We start from the raw sequence: 19,058 nt of genomic DNA, 5'->3' as shown, positions 1-19,058 counted from the left end.
AATATGGAACTGCGCCACCTGCGTTACTTTATCGCCGTCGCCGAGGAGCTGCACTTCACGCGCGCGGCCGAGCGCCTGCATATCGGCCAGCCGCCGCTGAGCCAGCAAATCCAGGCGCTGGAGGCGGAATTGGGGGCGCAGTTGTTCGAGCGCAACAAGCGCTCCGTGCGGCTGACGCAGGCGGGCACGCTGTTCCTCGACGATGCGCGGCGCATCCTGGTCCTGTCGGAACAGGCGGCCGTGACGGCGCGCCGGGCGCAGCGGGGCGAAGCGGGCGAATTACGCATCGGCTTTACGTTTTCCACGCCGTTTACGCCGTATTTTGCCACCGTCATCAACCGCTACCGCCAGCAATTCCCGCATGTCACCTTGACCCTGCACGAAATGGCGACCCTGCATCAACTCGAAGCGATCTCGGGCAGGACCATGGACCTGGGCTTCGTGCGCCCGCCGGAAACGACGTACCCCTCCGATATCAAGCTGACGCAATTGCGGCAAGACCCGTTGTTCCTCGTGCTGCCCGTCGCCCACGCGCTGGCGGCCAAGAAGGCGATTGCCATTGCCGACATGGCGGGCGAAGGCTTTGTCATGTACCCCAAGGATGCGGGCACGGGGATTTATCCGCAGATCTTCCGCCTGTGCAAGGCGGCCGGCTTCGTGCCCCAGGTCGCGCAGGAAGCGGGCGAAGCGTCCACCATCATCGGCCTGGTGGCGGCCGGCTGCGGCATTTCCGTGCTGCCCGCCTCGTTCGACCGCATCCGCATGGATGGCGTGTGCTACCGCCCGATCGCCGACCCGCAGGCGACGACCAGCTTATTGCTTGCACAAAGGGAGGAAGAGACATCGCCACTGGTGGCGGCATTCGTGAAACTGGCCGAGGAAGCGGCGCTGGAAGGGGGAGCGTAGGCCGGCGTGTCGGCTTACGCTGCGGCTGTGCCGCAGCTAAGCCGACCTACGGGACGCGCGCCGTCGTAGGTCGGATTAGCCCGCAGGGCGTAATCCGACACCAGCGATCACGAATAATCCGCGTCCAGCTCCGAACCCGCGTAGTTTTCCAGGTCCTCGAACAGGCTCTTCATGCTGGCCCGCGTGAGGATTTTATGCACGACGGTGCAGCTGCGGCGGTACGAGTCTATGCGGTCGAGCAACACGGGATGGTGCTGCACAGGCACCTTGGCCACCAGGGCGGCCCAGCCTTCCTCGAAGTCGGGCTTGTTCTTGCGCACGGAACGCACAAAGCGTTCAAACTCCTTTTGACCCGTGCGCGCGATGATGCGCCCGCCGCCTTCGATGGCGAAGATGATGGCCAGGGCGATGACGCCCTCGGCATTCAAGTCGCTGTCGCTGACGGGGCCGTTATCGTGGTGGCGGCGCAGCCAGCCGGCCAGGCGCACGACGGCTTGCACTTCCTTGCGCTGTTGCAACTGCAGCGCATACTTTTCATAGCCGGCCCAGTTCTGGTTCGGGTCGGCCTGGCAAATATCGATGAACAGCTCGCGCAAACGGCGCTGCAGGTAGACGGGATCCTGGTCGTATTCGCCGACGAGGGCGTCTTCCGGCAACTGCGACAGGTCCTTGATCAGGCGAAAACCCACCTGGAACGCGTGCTCGGCGCCGTGCTCGACGAGAAAATCGAGCGCGGCCTGGTCGCCTTCATGCGTGACGGCCTGCTCCAGGCCCAGCGACACGCCGCCCACCGTCAGGTACAGCGCTTTCTGGATGCCATCGGCCGTGCGTTCATTCGTGAACTTCTCGGCCACCATGGCCGTGATGCCCGTCAATTCGTCGGCCAGGTTCAGCGCCGCGTCCTCGCGCGGGTCGCGCGGCAACAGTTTGATGGCGCGCACCAGGCGCGGAAGATTCTCTACAACAATTGCTGGCAGCATTAGACGTTCCCTGCTTTCATTACGAGAAAATGCCGGTGCCCAGGCTGCGGCGCGTGCTGGAACGTGGCGCGCTGCGCGTGCTCGGCACTTGCTTGCGCAGGCGGTACAGCAATTCCTTGGTGCTACGCTGCAACATGGTCGGCTCTTCGTCCGGGTCGTCCGAGTATTCCGCGTCGGCCAGGTCGGCGCTATGGCGGAAGTCGGGGAACAGTTCGAACAACGAGCGGTCCCAGCCGTCTTCATTCGCTTGCGCCAGTTCAATGGCCAGCGGCACGACGTCGTTGTCGGACGAGGTCACGCCCGTCACATACGGTCCCTTGATGACGATCTCGCCCGCCACTTCGAGGATTTCCTTCGGCGCCATCGAGAACAGGATCGCAAACGCCGTGGCGCCCCAGTCGGTGGCCGATGCTTCCAGCAGCAGTTCGCGGCGGCGCTCGGCGTCGTCGGTGGAAAACACCACGCCGTGGATGTGCGCGAACAGGGCTTCGGCGATGCGTTCAGGATCGTCCTCGATCTGGTCGTCGCTCCAGGTGGCGGCGATGAAGGCCAGGCTGTCGGCCCACGCTTTCGGCGGCACCAGCAAGGTCGCCAGCGACATCTTGCCGCCGTCGAAACCGGCCAAATGCAGGGCCGTCACCTGTGGCGGGATGGCATTCAACACTTCCACCACGGCAAGATCGCCATACTGGTCGGCCGCATCGGCAAACGCCTGCTCGGCGTGGCCCAGCGAACCGGACAGCACCAATTCCGTGACCTGTTTCGTCAGCGCGGGAAGATTGCTCTTTTGATCCGCATTTTGCTTGTCATTATCTGCCATGGTCATCTCCATCCTGGTCAAACATCTGGGCGAAATCGTCGGTGGCTTCGTCTTCGTCGTGATCGTCGTCGCCGTCGTCATTGGCGGCCAGCTGGTCGAGCGACTGGTCGTCGTCGTCCCACAGGCGCGGATTCTTGTGCAGGAAGGCCGTGATGATGGCCTGGCGCGCCAGGTCGGGGAAGCTCTCTTCGATGGCGGCGTACATCTTCGCCGCTTCCGGCGCGGCGCACGCGGCCATGGAAAACACGCGGGCCGTATCGCCGAATTCGTAGTCTTCGCTTTCGGCCAGCAAGCCTTTCGGGTCGCTGAAGGTGATGTGGTCGACCAGCGCGAAGGCCAGCATGTTCACGTCTTCGATGCCGCCGCCGCTCGCGTATTCACCGACCAGGGCGTCGACCATGCTTTTGTAGTTCTTGCGGTTCGGCGGGTCGCCGAGGATGCCTTCGATCTGGCCTTCCAGCTCGCGCGACTGGTACGCGAATTCAGGGTGTACTCTTCTCATGCTGTGCTTTCCAATGTGGTGCGCGGCACTTTTACTTAGAAGCAAAAGCACCATTGTTTGTTGTTTTTCAAATCATTCAGGCTGGCCGGACAGCCGCCAGCAGGCTTAATCTGCCGGTAGGACGGTGCCATGCAGGCGGAACACGCCGCACCACAGGGCATAGGCTTCCGCTTCCGGGTCGATGATGATGCGGTGGTTCACGCTCTGGTCGTACTCGGCGCGCTTGGCCGGGTCGGCCAGGATTTCATACGCCTTGGTGACGCTCTTGAAGCGCGCCTCGGCGCCGGGGGCCTGGTTGCGGTCGGGGTGGAAGCGCATGGCCAGCGAACGGTAAACCTTCTTGATTTCATCGTCGCTGGCATTGGGCGCGACACCGAGGACGTTATATAAATTTTCCATAAAAGGCTCCGGGGTCACGTTTTTCTACTAATTAAAGGCGAATTATCCTATAGAACGGCGCCCGCGTCGCTTGCATGCTGGGATATGGGGGCAAATACGTGCTTATAAAGCGCTTGCGGTACGGTAAAATGCTTTTTACTGTCACTCTTCCGCATTGATCAATGAGCAACGATAAACCGAATACCGCCGCGCCAGCGCTGGCGCCCAATTTCTTGCGTAACATCATCGAAGCCGACCTGGCTGCCGGCGCCCACGTGCGTCCCGGCCTGCCCCAGGTGATCACGCGTTTCCCGCCGGAGCCGAACGGCTACCTGCACGTGGGCCACGCCAAGTCGATCTGCGTCAACTTCGGCCTGGCGCGCGATTACGCCGGCCAGTGCAACCTGCGCTTCGACGACACCAATCCGGCGAAGGAAGAGCAGGAATACGTCGACACCATCATGGACAGCGTGAAATGGCTGGGCTTTGACTGGGAGCCGAAGCATGCCGATGGCCAGAGCCACCTGCACTACGCGAGCGACTATTTCGACCAGCTGTACGCGATGGCCGAATACCTGATCACGGCCGGCTTTGCCTATGTGGACAGCCAGAGCGCCGAAGACATGGCCGCCAACCGCGGCAATTTCGGCCAGGCCGGCAAGAACTCGCCGTTCCGCGACCGTCCGCGCGACGAATCGCTGGCCCTGTTCCGCGCCATGAAGGCGGGCCAGTTCAAGGATGGCGAGCACATCCTGCGCGCGAAGATGAGCGAAGATGCCATGAGTTCGCCGAACATGAATTTGCGCGATCCGGCCATCTACCGCATCCGCCATGCGCACCATCACCGCACGGGCGACGCCTGGTGCATCTATCCGATGTACGACTACACGCACCCGATCTCGGACGCGCTGGAAAACATCACGCATTCGATCTGCACGCTGGAATTCCAGGACCACCGCCCATTCTACGACTGGCTGCTGGAAACCCTGTCGGCCGGCGGCTTCTTCGCCAAGCCGGTGCCGCACCAGTTCGAATTCTCGCGCCTGAACCTGACCTACATCGTCACCAGCAAGCGCAAGCTGCGCCAGCTGGTGGAAGAAAAAATCGTCGACGGCTGGGACGATCCGCGCATGCCGACCCTGGTGGGCATGCGCCGCCGCGGCTACACGCCGGAAGCGATTCAATTGATGTGCGAACGCACGGGCGTGACGAAATCCGACGGCTGGATCGACTACAGCGTGCTGGAAGGCTGCCTGCGCGAAGACCTGGATCCGAAGGCACCGCGTACGGTGGCTGTGCTGCGTCCGTTGAAACTGATCATCGACAATTTCCCTGAAAACGAAAGCGTGGAATGCACGGCGCCCGTGCACCCACACTTCCCGGAACGCGGCTTGCGCACCTTCCCCATCTCGCGCGAGCTGTGGATCGAGGAAGACGACTTCATGGAAGTGCCGAACAAAGGCTATTTCCGCCTGTATCCGCCGATCGACGACAAGCCGGGCAGCAAGGTACGCTTGCGCTACGGCTACGTGATCGAGTGCACGGGCTTTGACAAGGATGCGGACGGCAAGGTCATCGCCGTGCATTGCACCTATTTCCCGGACAGCAAGTCGGGCACGGAAGGCAGCGCCAACTACAAGGTCAAGGGCAATATGCACTGGGTCAGCGCGCCGACGGCGATTCCCGCCGAAGTGCGCCTGTACGACCGCCTGTTTACGGACCCGCAGCCGGACGCGGGCGGCAAGGACTTCAAGCTGGCCTTGAATCCGCTGGCCAAGGAAGTGGTGCAAGCGTGGCTGGAACCGGGCGCGGAACTGGCCCAGCCGGAACAGCGCTTCCAGTTCGAGCGCCACGGCTACTTTGCGGCCGACCGGGTAGACAGCCAGCCTGGCAAGCCCGTCTTCAACCGCATCGTCACCCTGAAAGACAGCTGGCAGCCCGCCAAGTAAGGCACCGGGACGACCCACAAAAAAACCGCTGCGGCGGTTTTTTTTCGTTTCAACGGGAAATATTGCCTGTTGACTATAATAACGATAATTTTGTATATTAGGCAGCTATTGAGCAATTTGCAATTTTAATAGTGCTTGTACAACCTAGCCTAGCCTCCGCCACCAGGCGGCACCCGATTCCTCTTCCTGATGCGGATGGCAATGCCTTCTACTGCCGGCGAACACCCCTTAGCTGCTGAAAAAAGACCGCTGTGGCTGTTCGGCTTTGTCGTGTCGACGATGGTGGGCCTGCTGTTCTACATGGCCGCTTCGCTGTCGATCGAAAGCGATGCCAGCGAAGAATTCAACAATCTGGCGCACAACACCCAGAAAAACATCGAATCGCGCACCAAGTCGTATGCCAACCTGCTGCGCGGCACGGCCAGCCTGTTCCAGGCCAACGAACACGTGAGCCGCGAGCAATTCCACCGCTACGTGGCTAACATCGCCCTGCAACAGAACTACCCGGGCGTGATGAACCTCAATTACAGCCAGGAACTCGACGAGACGCAGCGCGCCGCCTACGAAGCGACCATGCGACGCGACTATCCGCCCGGGCGCGACGGCTATCCGGCGTTTGCCATCCACCCGCCCGGGCCGCGCGCCCAGTATTCCGTGCTCGTATACATCGAGCCGATCGCCAGCGCCCCGGAAAAGTATGGCCATGACATCGCCTCGCGCCCGCAGATCGCGGAAGCGCTGGCGGAGTCGCGCGATTCCGGCCGCATCAGCAATTCCGGCGTGCCCGTGCCGATGGACAGCCGTCCCCAGCTGACGGGCATGGCCATGCGCCTGCCCGTGTACCGCTTCGGCATGCCCGTCGATACGGTGGAGCAGAGGCGCGCGGCTTACCAGGGTTCCGTCGGCATCGGCTACGACCTGGTGACGATGATGCGCAGCGCGCTGGCCGACATGCCGGTACGCAACGTCCGCCTGACCCTGTTCGATATCGGCCCGCAGGCGCTGCAACAGCGAGAGGTGCCGCTGCAGTTGCCGCACGACATGCGCCCCATCTTCGACAGCACGGCGGCGGGCATGCATGCGCCATGGTGGCAGCCCGGCAGTTCGGGCCGCTACCTGAGCAGCACGCTGCTGATCGAGCACAATGGCCGCGCCTGGCAAGCGCTGTTCAGCGTGCGCAAGAGCGACCTGTATTCGCGCTTCGACGCCTTCCTGCCGTGGCTGGCCCTGCTGATCGGCTTTGCCAGCACCATGCTGTTGTATGTGCTGTTCCACACCCTGGCATCGTCGCGCCGGCGCGCCATCCAGATGGCGACAGGCATGACGGAAGAATTGCGCGCCAGCCAGATCCGCCTGCAGCTGTCGCACCAGAAACTGCGCCGCCTGGCGGCCCACGCCGACCAGATCAAGGAAGAAGAGCGCAAGCGCATCGCGCGCGAAATCCACGACGACCTGGGACAGAACCTGCTGGTGCTGCGCATCGACGCCGACATGCTGGCCTCGCGCACGCAGCGCCGCCACCCGCGCCTGAACGCCCGCGCCCGCTCCACCCTGGAGCAGATCGACGCCACCATCAAGAGCGTGCGGCAGATCATCAACGACTTGCGCCCTACCGTGCTGGACCTGGGCGTGAATGCGGCCGTCGAATGGCAGGTGGCGCAATTTCGCCAGCGCACGGGCATCGCCTGCGAAGTGAGCGAAAGCCATGACGACATTTGCCTCAGCGACCAATGCGCGACGGCCCTGTTCCGCATCCTGCAAGAGTCGCTCAGCAATATTTCCCAGCATGCGAATGCCAGCCGCGTCCAAGTCAAATTGGAAAAGTGCCGCGATACGGTGTCGATGAGCATCAGCGACAACGGCGTGGGCGCGGCCATCGACGGGCGCAACAAGCTGGGCTCGTTTGGCCTGGTGGGTATCGAAGAACGTATAAAGTTGCTGGGCGGTACTTTCTACATTGAAAGCAGCCCCGGCGCCGGCATGAGCGTGCATGTCAGCGTACCGCTGGGCGCGGACGCCACCGCGTTTCCCTACCAGGAAGAAAGCCGGGCCAGCAGCTGAGCGGCGCGCGTTCCGCATGAAACAAGCTCAGCTTGCGTATTTTGTAATTAGATGCAATATTGATGTAGAACAACTTAGCGCCTGCCCGCCATCGGCCAGGCATTTCCCGACTACTTGCCAGGAGTACACAGCCACCGCTTTCCCTTGTTTTACCGCAGTTCCCACAACGCTCTTTACCAAAGGACATTCATGGATACGAACGACAGTTTCAAGGCAATTGCCGATTTGAATTTGGACGCGATCAAGGTCAAGCTGATGCACCGGGAGTCAGGCGAAGGATGGAGCCTCGAGAAGGCGAATGCGGTGGAATTCGAATACCGCCGCTTCCTGATCCTGATGAAACAGTTTCCGCAGGAAGAAACGGCGCCGCTGATGGACGTCGATACCTTCTGGCACTACCACATCCTCGATACCCTCAAATATGCGGCGGATTGCGAACAGGTGTTCGGCTACTTCCTGCATCACTTCCCGTACATCGGCTTGCGCGGCGAAGACGACGAAGCGGCGCACCACCGCGTGGGCGAACGCATGAAGCAGTTGTACGAGCAGACATTCGGGGAAGATTATCTCCGCGCGGAGACGGCGTATTCGGGACGCGCCGTGCAGGCGGCATTTTCCAGTGCGGCAGTACAGGCGACGGCATTTTCCAGCGCGGCCGTGCAGGCGACGGCATTTTCCAGCGCGGCCGTGCAGGCGACGGCGTATTCGGGGCGCGCCGTACAAACGGCGTTTTCCAGTGCCGCGGTACAGGCAACGGCGTATTCTGGCCGGGCCGTGCAGACGGCGTTTTCCAGTGCTGCGGTGCAAGCGACCGCGTATTCGGGCCGCGCCACCGGTGCTGCCCAGACCGCATTTTCCAGCGCGCCCGGCAAAGTGGCCGCAGCGCTGGTCGAGTCATCCCCGACTGGTCTGGAAACAGGGCGCTTCTATACAGATCGTCCGACGCTGAGCCCGGACACGCAATAGAAAACGGGAAGGCAGGTATGGCTGCCGCACGCGGCAAGCTTGGCTAACGCAGACGGCACCTCTCAGTTTGCCGTCTGTCAGGCGCTCTTAGGCAGCCATCAACTCGCGCAGTTCACGGATGCTGAAATCGCTGATTTCATGCATGCGGATGAGGATCGTGGCGCCGATCGGCAAGGTGTTGTGACGAATCTTGCTGATGACCGGTGGCGCCACTTCCAGTGCTCGCGACAGGGCGGCATCGTTCTTCAGTTGCAGCTTGTCGATGATCGCATCGAGGACGCGATTCGGGTTGTAGGTAGGCAAAGAGGTAATTTGTTTGAGAGACATGATCGAAAATCCGTACTTGTTGTATTAAGGCAAAAAGAAACCGAATGTCTCTTCTGCAATAATTCAGGGTAAACACACTAAAAAGCGCCATCACTTATGCGGCTTTTACGCCGCAAACAATATAATACACGCTATTGTTGATTTTTGCGTAACTTAAAGCAAAATTGTGATAATTGAAGAGAATTGACGCACTTGGAATGTGCTAGAGGATAACTCAAATTGAAAAAATTTGCTGCACGTCATCAATTTTTACGATGAGCAACACCGCTATGCATGAGCCAGGCTATGGCCATGAGGGTGCTCAGGCGGGCCATTTCCGCTGATAAATGCCAGCCTTGCACAGCCACGCCGGCCGGGGTGGCAAGCGGGCAAGTGCCCGGAATGGCATCCACGCGGCACCAGGCCAGTTGCCGGCGGATTTCATCGGGAGGCGGCGGCGGCTGCAGCGCGCGTTCGCGCCGGCGCATATAGGCGCGTACCTGTTCCTTGCTGGGGTGACTCGTAGCTCGCATGGCTCGCTCCTGCTGACGGGAAACAACGTCACGCTCATTGTGGATGCCGAGCCCGCCACAAGAGCCCAGACGCGTGACGACATTGCTCACCATATCGCCAGCGTGCCATGGCACGTTTGCGCTGCATCAAATGGCCGGGCCCCGGCATTGCGCCGAAGCCCATGTTGCCCCACGGCCTGGCGGCCAGAAGCCCGGTGATCCGTTCTTATTTCTTTTGCTGGCGCACGCGCTGCTGCTGTTTTTCCTGCGTTTGCTGGCGATTCTGCTTGCGCTCGAACAATGTGACCGCATCCTTCTTGGCTTGTTCGGCGGTACGCATTTCTTCATGGGCATCGTGCGGGACAAAAAATTCGGCGTCCTGCGCCGCCACGACCAGCTTGATGGCGGCGTCGTCGTCGAGGTCATACAGTTCCGTCAGGACGGTGGTGACCTCGTCCAGGTATTCTTCGTAAGTGAGGGTGCTCATGCGGTATTCCTTAAGTGAATGGCGCACCGCCGGAACGGCGCGCTGCGCGCCGGCCCAGGAAAAGTGCGCAGATAACCGGCCATTTTACCCGATGCCGGCCCCGTCGGCAGACAGCGGCCGCAAGGCATCGGCCACGCGCGCGTAGCGCAAGCGCACGCCCAGCTCGCGCTTGATGCGCGTATTGTGCAGGCGGCGCGATTCGGACATGAATGACAGCAGCATAGGCGTGACCACCTGCTGCAGTTCGGCGCGCGGCAGGCGCGGCGGGCGCGGCAAGCCGAACGTGTCGGCCACGGCATCGAAATACTCCGCCATTTTGAGTTCGCTGTCATCGCTGGCGTGATACACGCGCCCCGGCTTGCCGCGCCACAAGGCCCGTTCGATGATGCGCGCCAGGTCATCGGCATGGATATGGTTGGTGTATACATCGTCGCTTGCCGCCAGGGCCGGCGTGCCTTCGCGCAGGCGCTTCAGCGGCAGGCGGTCATCCGCATAGATGCCGGGCACGCGCAGGATGGCCACGCTGGCGCGGCGGCGCGCGCCCCAGCCGCGCAAGACCTGCTCGGCATCGACGCGCCGCTTCGCGCGCGCATTCGCCGGCGCCGTCGGCCGCGTCTCATCGACCCAGGCGCCGCCGCAATCGCCATACACGCCGCTGGTACTCACATACACCATGCGTGCGTGCTCGGGTAAAATGGCGGCCAGATTGCGCGTGCGCCGGTCCAGCAAGCCCGACGACCGGGGCGGCGCCAGGTGCACGATCATCGTCGCCAGTCCCGCCAGCCGCTTCAGGCTGGCGCGCTCGTCGAGGTTGGCCACGATGGGCACGGCGCCGGCCGCCCGCAGCTGCGCGCAGCGCGCCGGCTGGCTGGTGACGGCAAAGACGCGAAAGCGCGTACGCAGCAAGGGCAGCAACCGCATGCCGACGTCGCCGCAGCCCAGGATCAGCAGGCGCGGCAAGCCTGACGGCTTGCGCAAAGAGTGCATTAACATATTTTTCATCTCAAGGATTGTATGACTTTTCAAGTTACTGTTCAGCCCAGCGGCCACCAGTTCAGCTGCGAAGCGGACGAAACCGTGCTGGCGGCGGCGATACGCGCCGGCGTCGGCCTGCCGTATGGCTGTAAAAATGGCGCCTGCGGTTCCTGCAAGGGCAAAGTGGTTTCCGGCACCGTCCAGCACAAGGCGCACCAGCAGCGCGCCCTGACGCCGGAAGAGGAAGCGGCCGGCTTTTCCCTGTTCTGCTGCGCCACCACCAACGCCGACCTCGTCATCGAAGCGCGCGAAGTGGCGGGCAGCAGCGACTACCCGATCAAGAAAATGCCGTCGCGCGTGACCACCATCGAGAAAGTCGCGCCCGACGTCGTCGTGCTGACCCTGCAGTTGCCAGCCAGCGAGCGCCTCAACTACCGCGCCGGACAGTATATCGAAATCCTGTTACGCGACAACAAACGCCGCAGCTACAGCATGGCCAGCGCGCCCGCCGATGGCGGCCCGATGACCCTGCACATCCGCCACCTGCCGGGCGGCCTGTTCACCGACCAGGTGTTTGGCAGCATGAAGGAGCGCGACATCCTGCGCTTCGAAGGCCCGATGGGCACTTTCTTCCTGCGCGAAGATTCCGACAAGCCCGTCGTGCTGCTGGCCTCGGGCACGGGCTTTGCTCCCTTGAAAGCCATCGTCGAGCACATGATCAACGAGCAATCCACGCGCCCGATCACCCTGTACTGGGGCGGCCGCCGTCCGCACGATCTGTACATGGATGCGCTGTGCCGCCAGTGGGCCGCCGACTTGCCGCAGTTCACCTATGTGCCCGTCGTATCGGACGCGCTGCCGGAAGACGCGTGGGAAGGCCGCACGGGCTTCGTGCACCAGGCCGTCATCGCCGACTTGCCCGACATGTCCGCGTATCAGGTGTATGCCTGCGGCGCGCCCGTGATGGTCGATGCGGCCCACCGCGACTTCGTGCAACTGTGCCAGCTGCCAGCCGACGAGTTCTACGCGGACGCCTTCACCACGGAAGCCGACCTGGCCAAGTAAGCATCCAGACAGCGGGGTGCTGCTGGCGCGGCATCCGCTGCCGCCACCCGCCTCACCCCGTCGTGTCCTGGAAAGTATTCATGTCTCTCGCCTCTGCCGGCAACGGCTTCAGTATCCTGCGTCACCGCAACTTCGCCTTTTATCTTTCCGCCCGCGTGCTGGGCACGGTGGCCGTGCAGATGCAAAGCGTGGCCATCGGCTGGCAGGTGTACCAGATCACGGGCAGCCTGTTCGACCTGGGCTTGATCGGCCTGGCGCAATTCGCCCCCTTCCTCGTGCTGATTCTGCCTGCCGGCCACGTGGCCGACCGCTATAACCGGCGCAATATCATCGCCTGGTGCCTGGCGGCGCAACTGGCTTGCGCGCTGGCCCTGCTGGCGTTCACCCTGAGCGGCCTGTCCATCGTCTGGCCCGTGTTTGCCGTGCTGGTGCTGTTCGGCAGCGCGCGCGCCTTCATGATGCCGGCCACGCAAGCCGTGCTGGTCAACATGGTGCCCACGCAACATTTCAGCCGCGCCGTGGCGCTCAGCTCGTCCAGTTCCCACGTGGCCATCATCCTGGGCCCCACCCTGGGCGGCTTGCTGTACTACTTCGGCCCCAAGGTGGTGTATCTGATCTCGTCCGCACTGCTGGTCGTGTCCGTCCTGCTGATGCGCGCCACCACGCCCGCGCCGCAAGTGGTCAAGCGCGAACCCGTCAGCTGGCATACCCTGCTCGAAGGCTTGCGCTTCGTCTGGTCGAAACCCATCGTACTGGGCGCCATTTCGCTCGATCTGTTTGCCGTGCTGTTCGGCGGCGCCACGGCGCTGCTGCCGGCGCTGGCGCATGACGTGCTGCATATCGGCCCCAGCGGCCTGGGCTTGCTGCGCACGGCGCCGGGGGCCGGCGCGGCCCTGTGCTCGATCGCGCTGGCCATCTTCCCCATCACGCGCCGCGTGGGCGCCTGGATGTTCGGCGGCGTGGCCGTCTTCGGCCTGGGCACCCTGGTGCTGGGCAGCACCAGCTATTTCCCGCTGGCGCTGGCGGCGCTGTTCCTGATGGGCGCCGGCGACATGGTCAGCGTCTACATCCGCCACCTGCTGGTGCAGTTCGAGACGCCGGACGAGATCCGCGGCCGGGTCAGCGCCGTGAATGCCGTCTTCATCGGCGCCTCGAACGAACTGGGCGAATTCGAATCGGGCCTGACGGCCGGCTGGTTCGGCCTGGTACGCGCTGTGCTCTTCGGCGGCGCCGCCACCCTGGCCGTGACGGGCATCTGGGCCGTGATGTTCCCCGTGCTGTCGCGCATGGACCGCTTCCCCCACCACGAGAAGGAAGCGGCCGCCAGGACGGCCACCACGGCAAGCCCATAAGGTCTAAGATGCGCTATCGCCACTGACGAACCCGCACCATGAAAATCACGCTTCCGTTCCACAGCTTCATCCGCAGCCGCCCCCACCTGAGCATGGCCACGGCCATCGGCGTGGCGGCCGGCCTGCTGTTGCCCGCCTCCTGGCAACAGATGACGCGTTTGCTGACGGCGTGGAACGTGGCCGTCTGGTTCTACCTGGCGACGATGGCCTGGATGATGATGCGCGCCAACCATCACAAGGTCAAAGCCATGGCGGCGCGCCAGGACGAGCGGGCGGCAACCGTCCTGTCGGCCCTGTCCGTCGCATCCGTGATGAGCCTGGTGGCCATCGTCTCGCAGCTGTCCTCGATGAAAGACATGGCGCCGGACGAGCGCGCGCTGCACTACGGCCTGACCATCCTCACCCTGGTCGGTTCCTGGTTCCTCGTCGGCACCCTGTTCTGCTTTCATTACGCCCACCTGTATTACCAGGCCGACCCCGCACTGCGCCCCCTGAAGTTTCCCGACGACGAACAAGACCCCGATTACTGGGATTTCCTGTATTTCGCCTTCACCATCGCCGTGGCCGTGCAAACGTCGGACGTTTCCGTGCAGACGCGCATGATGCGGCAGATCGTGCTGGGACAATCCGTGCTGAGCTTTTTCTTCAACCTGGTCGTGCTGGGGCTGTCGATCAATATCGCGGCCGGTCTCATTAATGGCTGAGGGTAAATAATTTCGTAGTGGAAACTTGACCTGGCTGAAGGGTTAAGCCCATCTTAATCGTGCGCACCCTCTTGAAATACTGGAAAGAGGAGTAAGATAAGTTCCATGCACGAGGTCATGTGCATGAGGCAGCAACCAGGCCGCATCACGCCTGAGATGGGTTTTTTTTGAATTGACAGGAGTAAGCATATGCAAATCAATATTCATACCGACAGCACCATCGCCAACACCGCTGGACTGAACGAACATGTGCAATCCGTACTTGAAAGCGCACTGAACCGCTTCCGCGACAACCTGACCCGCATCGAAGTCCACATCAGCGATACGAATGGCCCGAAAGGCGGCGCCGACGATATCCGCTGCGTCATGGAAGCACGCGTTGCTGGCTATCAACCGATTGCCGTGACCGAACAGAACGCCACCGTGCATCAATCCGTTGCCGGCGCCACCGATAAACTGAAACGCGCCATCGATAGCGCCCTGGGCCGCCTGCAAGACAGCAAGCGCCACGCCACCGGCAAGAATGCCGTGATCGATACGGCCGAAGCGGAAGAAACCGCCGAGTAACTCCCCACCCGCAGGATTTCCAGAGACTGAGGCAGCCGTTCAAGGCTGCCTTTGCACATCTGCCCCGCAGTTCACGCGCGGCAACATTCATACTAAAACAGCAAGTGTTCCAACGTATTAACGCGGCAATGAAATAATTGTCGTATTTCTCACAGTAAGTGACCTCAAGCAAGCCTTTGCCGTTACAGCCAAGGCTGCTTTACGCTATCATGAAGATACCGGCACCCTGCTCGCGCGCCGGCTTTTTGAAAGTGTGATTGTGGAACAGATCGGCAACTTCGGCGCTTCAGGCTGCAACATCGGCGATTTACAGCTATTTCGCGATGGGGCGGATAGCCAGACGGCTGCCATGCTGGCGCCCTGCCCCGTCATGCGCCTCGAAGCGGGCGAAGCCATTGCCGACACGCAAGGCGCCAGCCTGTACATCGTCCTGCGCGGCTCGCTGGCCGTGGCCGCCGACACCCACACGGGCATGGATGACGGCACCGTCAGCAAAGTCTTGCCCGGAGAAAGCGTGGGCGAACAATCGGTGCTCGATGAAGCGAGCAACCTGGCCGCCATTTCCGCCCTGGAAGAAACCGATTTGCTGGTGATCGACGCGGCCATCGTCTGGGAATTGATCGAACAGTCGAACGGCCTGGCGCGCAACCTGCTGCGGCTGCTGTCCTTCCGCATCCGCGCCGCCAATGCCCTGCTGCGCCGCCGGCAGAAACTGGGCGAATTCTACCGCCAGCTGTCGATGGTCGACAGCCTGACGGGCTTGTACAACCGCGCCTGGCTGACGGATTTACTGCCGAACATGATCGTCACGGCCCACGCCAGCGGCTCTCCGCTGTCACTGGTGATGATCGACCTCGACCATTTCAAGCGCTTCAACGACACGCATGGCCACCAGGCTGGCGACCAGGCACTGCGCATCGCCGCGCAAGTGCTGGGCGCGGCCCTGCGGCCCACGGATTTTGCCGTGCGCTACGGAGGCGAGGAAATGATGGTGATCTTGCCCGATACCAACGAACACGTGGCCCTGCGGGTCGCCGAGCGCCTGTGCGAACGCATGCAGCTCGCCGTCATCTTCGCCGACATGCGCAGCGCGTTGCCGCACATCACGGGTTCCTTCGGCGTAGCCAGCCTGGCGGCCGAACAGGACGACCATGCGCTGATCGCCGCGGCCGACGCGGCGCTATATCGCGCGAAGGCGGGCGGGCGCAACAGGGTCATGCTGTAGTTCAGGCAGCCTTGCTGTCGGCCGGCTTGGCGGCATCATCCTTCTTGCTGCTGTGCGCGGCGATGAAGTCCGCATAGCCTTTCTGCACCAGTTCATACGTCTTGTCGATATTGCCGGCGATATCGCCTTGCAACACTTTCAAGCCGCCCAGGATATCGCGCGCTTCCTTGAAGCCTTTTTCCATGCCGCCGCTGATGGTGTCCATGAACTTGCTCAGGGCAGTATCGTCGTCCAGGCCGGGATTCTGTTTCTTGAAGGCGTCAAAAAATCCCGTCGACAGCGATACAATGCGGTTCGCCGTCGCTTCGGCGCTGTTATCCTGCGAAGCCGCGTTCTGGATCGCGTCTTCGCCGTACTGGCCCCTCAGCGCTTCATTGATGTTGGTGATGGCCGTCTTGTACAGCAGCGCCAACGGCTCGTTTTCCGCGCCGATCGACACGCTCAGCGACGCCTGCATGATGGACGCGTTCAATTGCAGCTTGGTACGGTCATTCACGCTCATTTCAGTGTTGACGCCGTGCTGGACTTTATCGTCCTTGCCGGCAACGCCCGTACTGACGGAAGTCACGGAAGGGTTGGAATTGCCGCTTGCGGCGATGGGAATTGACACGATAGACCTCCTTGAACGGGCAATGTATGCCACCATGCGGGAAACGCGATGATGACCATCCTCTCGTGTAGTATCGGCAGGTTTTCAGAAAACTGTAGCAGCGGCCCTTTCACGGGCCCGGATAACCCATCAAGCAACGACCATCAATGACTAACCAGACCTTTCTTTGGCACGACTACGAAACCTTTGGCGCCCAGCCGCGCCGCGACCGCCCGGCCCAGTTCGCCGCCATCCGCACGGATGCAGACCTCAACGAGATCGGCGAACCGATCATGCTGTATTGCCAGCCTGCCAATGATTTCCTGCCCGACCCGCAATCGTGCCTGATCACGGGCATCACGCCGCAGCAATGTCTGCAGCTGGGCGTACCCGAACACCAGTTCGCCGCCACCGTCGAAGCGGCCTTTTCGGAACCGGGCACCATCGGCGTGGGCTACAACACCATCCGTTTCGACGATGAAGTCACGCGTTTCCTGTTCTGGCGCAACCTGATCGATCCATATGCGCGCGAATGGAAAAACCATTGCGGCCGCTGGGACATCCTCGACGTCGTGCGCATGACGCACGCGCTGCGCCCGGAAGGCATCGAATGGCCGAAGCGCGACGATGGCCAGACCAGTTTCAGGCTGGAACACTTGAGCAAGGCCAATGGCCTGGCCCACGAAGCGGCGCACGATGCGCTGTCCGACGTGCGCGCCACCATCGCCCTGGCACGCCTGATCAAGGAAAAACAGCCGAAACTGTTCGAATTCTGCCTGGCACTGCACAAGAAGGACAGGGTCGCCAGCGAAATGGGCATGCACCTGGCCGCCAGCGAGCGCCAGCCTTTCCTGCACGTGTCCGGCATGTTCCCCGCCGAACGGGGCTGCCTGGGCGTCGTCTGGCCGCTGGCCACGCATCCGAGCAATAAAAACGAAATCCTCGTCTGGGATTGCGCCTACGATCCGCGCGAACTGTTCGCCCTGGACGCCGACACCATCCGCACGCGTTTGTTTACGCGCAAGGACGCCATGCCGGAAGGCATGACGCGCCTGCCCGTGAAAAGCGTGCACTTGAACAAGTCGCCCATGCTGGTTGGCAATTTAAAGACCCTGTCGCCGGCCATGGCCGCGCAGTGGGGCATCGATCTGGACGCGGCGAAGGTCAACGCGCAATTGGCCGCCACGGCGCCGAACATGGATGCCATCTGGGCCGAAGTGTTCCAGCGCCCAGGCGCAAATGTCGCGCTGGACGTGGATGAGGATTTGTACAATGGTTTCGTCAGCAACGACGACCGCCGCCTGCTCGAATCCCTGCGCCGCGACACGCCGGCCAAGCTGGCCACGGCCCGTCCCTCGTTTGCCGACGAACGCCTGCAGGAACTGCTGTTCCGCTACCGCGCCCGCAATTTCCCGCAAACCCTGAGCGAAGCGGAAAGCCTGCGCTGGGAGCAGCACCGCGCTGCCCGCCTGTTCGACGGCGACGGCGGCGCCCGCACCATCGAAATGCTGTTTACGGAAATCGACATGCTGTCGGAATCCGTGGATGAGCGTGGCGAGGAAATTCTGGGGGAGTTGTACGATTACGTGGAGATGGTGGCGCCCATGCGCGATTAGTGGCACCTAACCAAACCTACTGCGCGTCGGTATAGGTGGCCTGCGATGCTCACCGTACTCCAGTACGGTTGCGCTTCTCGGCCACCTATCCCTTCCGCTCGCTACGGTTTTGTCAGGCGCTGTGTAGCTGACTGTATATCGTTCTTAGACCGAACGATGCGCATTGATCGCATCGCGCGTTTCAATGGCCACGCGGCGTGCCGCGTCGGCGTAGTCTTCGCCAGCCTGCGGCGTGGCATAGATGATGGCGCGCGACGAACTGATCATCATGCCCATGCCGTTGGCCGTCTGGCCCGCGCCGACCGTGGCGGCAATGTCGCCGCCCTGGGCGCCGATGCCGGGCACCAGCAGCGGCATGTCGCCGACGATGGCGCGCACTTGCGCCAGTTCTTCCGGGAAAGTGGCGCCGACGACGAGCGCGCACTGGCCGTTCTTGTTCCATTTGTCGGCCACCAGGCGCGCCACGCGCTGGTACAAGGGCACGCCATCCGTGTCAAGGAATTGCAGGTCCGAGCCGCCCGGGTTCGAGGTGCGGCACAGGATGATCACGCCGCGGTCTTGCCACGCCAGGTAGGGATCGAGCGAATCCTCGCCCATGTACGGGTTCACGGTGACGGCGTCGGCGCCGTAGCGCTCGAACGCTTCGCGCGCGTACTGCGTGGCCGTCGCGCCAATGTCGCCCCGTTTCGCGTCGAGGATCAGCGGGATGTGCGGATAGTTTTCGCGCACGTAGCGGCAGATGTCTTCCAGCTGCTTTTCCGCGCCCAGCGCGCCAAAATACGCGATCTGCGGTTTGAAGGCGCAGGCCAGGTCGGCCGTGGCATCGATGATGCGCGTGCAAAAGGTGGTGATTCCATCAGGCAGATCGCGCAGTTCGGCCGGCAGTTTCGCCAGGTCGGGGTCCAGGCCCACGCACAGCAGGGAATTATTGGCCGTCCACGCGGCGGATAATTTATTGATGAAATTCACGGCACACCTTCTCTATATTCAGTTGCAAACCCCGTATTGTAACGCGGCGCGGGGTTGCCACGGCGTGGCAACGCGGCCAGACGCGGCGGCCAGCGCTTATTAAACCGACATTGCGGGCCGTTTCAGGTA

General features: G+C 62.2%; 20 protein-coding genes. 10 read left to right on the top strand and 10 right to left on the bottom strand.

All coding sequences use genetic code 11. The annotated features are described in order from the left end of the window. The first annotated feature begins 3 nt into the window (after positions 1–3). Positions 4–906 (top strand): LysR substrate-binding domain-containing protein, encoded by a 903-nt coding sequence (locus IGS58_RS18805; RefSeq protein ID WP_230522368.1) that lies wholly within the window; start codon positions 4–6, stop codon positions 904–906. A 107-nt stretch (positions 907–1,013) separates the two neighbouring features. Here IGS58_RS18805 and IGS58_RS18800 read toward each other — a convergent pair whose 3' ends face one another. From IGS58_RS18800 to IGS58_RS18785, 4 genes are all read right to left on the bottom strand, one after another. Next, positions 1,014–1,886 carry a hypothetical protein gene (locus IGS58_RS18800; RefSeq protein WP_034781756.1) on the bottom strand — a complete coding sequence of 291 codons (873 nt, stop codon included), beginning with the start codon at positions 1,884–1,886 and terminating at the stop codon, positions 1,014–1,016. A 19-nt stretch (positions 1,887–1,905) separates the two neighbouring features. Then, positions 1,906–2,706: a hypothetical protein gene (locus IGS58_RS18795; RefSeq protein ID WP_034781755.1), complete on the bottom strand. Its 801-nt coding sequence runs from the start codon at positions 2,704–2,706 to the stop codon at positions 1,906–1,908. Further along, a complete protein-coding gene (locus IGS58_RS18790; RefSeq protein ID WP_035828715.1) occupies positions 2,696–3,208 on the bottom strand; it encodes a hypothetical protein in 513 nt (170 codons plus the stop codon). The genes IGS58_RS18795 and IGS58_RS18790 overlap by 11 nt, the downstream gene beginning before the upstream one ends. A gap of 105 nt (positions 3,209–3,313) precedes the next feature. Beyond that, the gene (locus tag IGS58_RS18785) at positions 3,314–3,607 is read right to left on the bottom strand and encodes a DnaJ domain-containing protein (RefSeq protein ID WP_010395442.1); all 294 of its coding nucleotides are present in this window, start codon (positions 3,605–3,607) and stop codon (positions 3,314–3,316) included. Positions 3,608–3,768: 161 nt separating this feature from the next. Here IGS58_RS18785 and IGS58_RS18780 point away from each other — a divergent pair, with 161 nt between their 5' ends. The 3 genes from IGS58_RS18780 to IGS58_RS18770 all read left to right on the top strand — a co-directional run bounded on the left by IGS58_RS18780 (position 3,769) and on the right by IGS58_RS18770 (position 8,562). Then, positions 3,769–5,535 carry a glutamine--tRNA ligase/YqeY domain fusion protein gene (locus tag IGS58_RS18780; RefSeq protein WP_099395258.1) on the top strand — a complete coding sequence of 589 codons (1,767 nt, stop codon included), beginning with the start codon at positions 3,769–3,771 and terminating at the stop codon, positions 5,533–5,535. 201 nt (positions 5,536–5,736) lie between these two features. Further along, positions 5,737–7,596, top strand: coding sequence for a CHASE domain-containing protein (locus IGS58_RS18775; RefSeq protein WP_230522367.1), 1,860 nt, complete (start codon positions 5,737–5,739; stop codon positions 7,594–7,596). 189 nt (positions 7,597–7,785) lie between these two features. Then, positions 7,786–8,562, top strand: a complete 777-nt coding sequence (locus tag IGS58_RS18770) for a glycine-rich domain-containing protein (protein ID WP_230522366.1) — start codon at positions 7,786–7,788, stop codon at positions 8,560–8,562. Between the two features lie 87 nt (positions 8,563–8,649). Here IGS58_RS18770 and IGS58_RS18765 read toward each other — a convergent pair whose 3' ends face one another. The 4 genes from IGS58_RS18765 to IGS58_RS18750 form a co-directional block, all read right to left on the bottom strand. Beyond that, positions 8,650–8,889 (bottom strand): hypothetical protein, encoded by a 240-nt coding sequence (locus IGS58_RS18765; RefSeq protein ID WP_029496207.1) that lies wholly within the window; start codon positions 8,887–8,889, stop codon positions 8,650–8,652. 242 nt (positions 8,890–9,131) lie between these two features. Beyond that, positions 9,132–9,494 (bottom strand): hypothetical protein, encoded by a 363-nt coding sequence (locus IGS58_RS18760; RefSeq protein ID WP_070257480.1) that lies wholly within the window; start codon positions 9,492–9,494, stop codon positions 9,132–9,134. A gap of 112 nt (positions 9,495–9,606) precedes the next feature. Further along, positions 9,607–9,867 (bottom strand): hypothetical protein, encoded by a 261-nt coding sequence (locus IGS58_RS18755; RefSeq protein WP_070257479.1) that lies wholly within the window; start codon positions 9,865–9,867, stop codon positions 9,607–9,609. An 84-nt stretch (positions 9,868–9,951) separates the two neighbouring features. Next, positions 9,952–10,869, bottom strand: a complete 918-nt coding sequence (locus IGS58_RS18750; RefSeq protein WP_230522365.1) for an SDR family oxidoreductase — start codon at positions 10,867–10,869, stop codon at positions 9,952–9,954. 12 nt (positions 10,870–10,881) lie between these two features. On the opposite strand from IGS58_RS18750, the gene IGS58_RS18745 reads away from it, so the two are divergent. The 5 genes from IGS58_RS18745 to IGS58_RS18725 all read left to right on the top strand — a co-directional run bounded on the left by IGS58_RS18745 (position 10,882) and on the right by IGS58_RS18725 (position 15,755). Then, complete coding sequence (locus IGS58_RS18745; RefSeq protein WP_070257477.1) at positions 10,882–11,907, top strand: CDP-6-deoxy-delta-3,4-glucoseen reductase; 1,026 nt, start codon at positions 10,882–10,884, stop codon at positions 11,905–11,907. Between the two features lie 80 nt (positions 11,908–11,987). Continuing rightward, a complete protein-coding gene (locus IGS58_RS18740; RefSeq protein ID WP_230522364.1) occupies positions 11,988–13,259 on the top strand; it encodes an MFS transporter in 1,272 nt (423 codons plus the stop codon). Positions 13,260–13,297: 38 nt separating this feature from the next. Next, entirely contained in the window at positions 13,298–13,963 is a 666-nt protein-coding gene (locus IGS58_RS18735; protein WP_034781730.1) for a DUF1345 domain-containing protein, read from the top strand. Between the two features lie 189 nt (positions 13,964–14,152). After that, positions 14,153–14,530: an HPF/RaiA family ribosome-associated protein gene (locus IGS58_RS18730; protein ID WP_034781728.1), complete on the top strand. Its 378-nt coding sequence runs from the start codon at positions 14,153–14,155 to the stop codon at positions 14,528–14,530. Positions 14,531–14,789: 259 nt separating this feature from the next. After that, positions 14,790–15,755, top strand: coding sequence for a GGDEF domain-containing protein (locus IGS58_RS18725; RefSeq protein ID WP_070257586.1), 966 nt, complete (start codon positions 14,790–14,792; stop codon positions 15,753–15,755). Position 15,756: 1 nt separating this feature from the next. Here IGS58_RS18725 and IGS58_RS18720 read toward each other — a convergent pair whose 3' ends face one another. Beyond that, on the bottom strand, positions 15,757–16,365 hold the full coding sequence (locus IGS58_RS18720) for a DUF5610 domain-containing protein (protein ID WP_230522363.1): 609 nt from the start codon (positions 16,363–16,365) through the stop codon (positions 15,757–15,759). A 146-nt stretch (positions 16,366–16,511) separates the two neighbouring features. On the opposite strand from IGS58_RS18720, the gene sbcB reads away from it, so the two are divergent. After that, a complete protein-coding gene (sbcB, locus tag IGS58_RS18715; protein WP_230522362.1) occupies positions 16,512–17,960 on the top strand; it encodes an exodeoxyribonuclease I in 1,449 nt (482 codons plus the stop codon). Between the two features lie 144 nt (positions 17,961–18,104). On the opposite strand, the gene pyrF is transcribed toward sbcB, so the two are convergent. Then, complete coding sequence (gene pyrF / locus IGS58_RS18710; RefSeq protein WP_034781724.1) at positions 18,105–18,929, bottom strand: orotidine-5'-phosphate decarboxylase; 825 nt, start codon at positions 18,927–18,929, stop codon at positions 18,105–18,107. Positions 18,930–19,058 lie beyond the last annotated feature (129 nt).

This window comes from Janthinobacterium sp. EB271-G4-7A (assembly GCF_020858075.1).
In the GTDB taxonomy this organism is placed as follows: domain Bacteria; phylum Pseudomonadota; class Gammaproteobacteria; order Burkholderiales; family Burkholderiaceae_D; genus Janthinobacterium; species Janthinobacterium lividum.
This window is presented reverse-complemented; position numbering and strand designations above follow the sequence as displayed.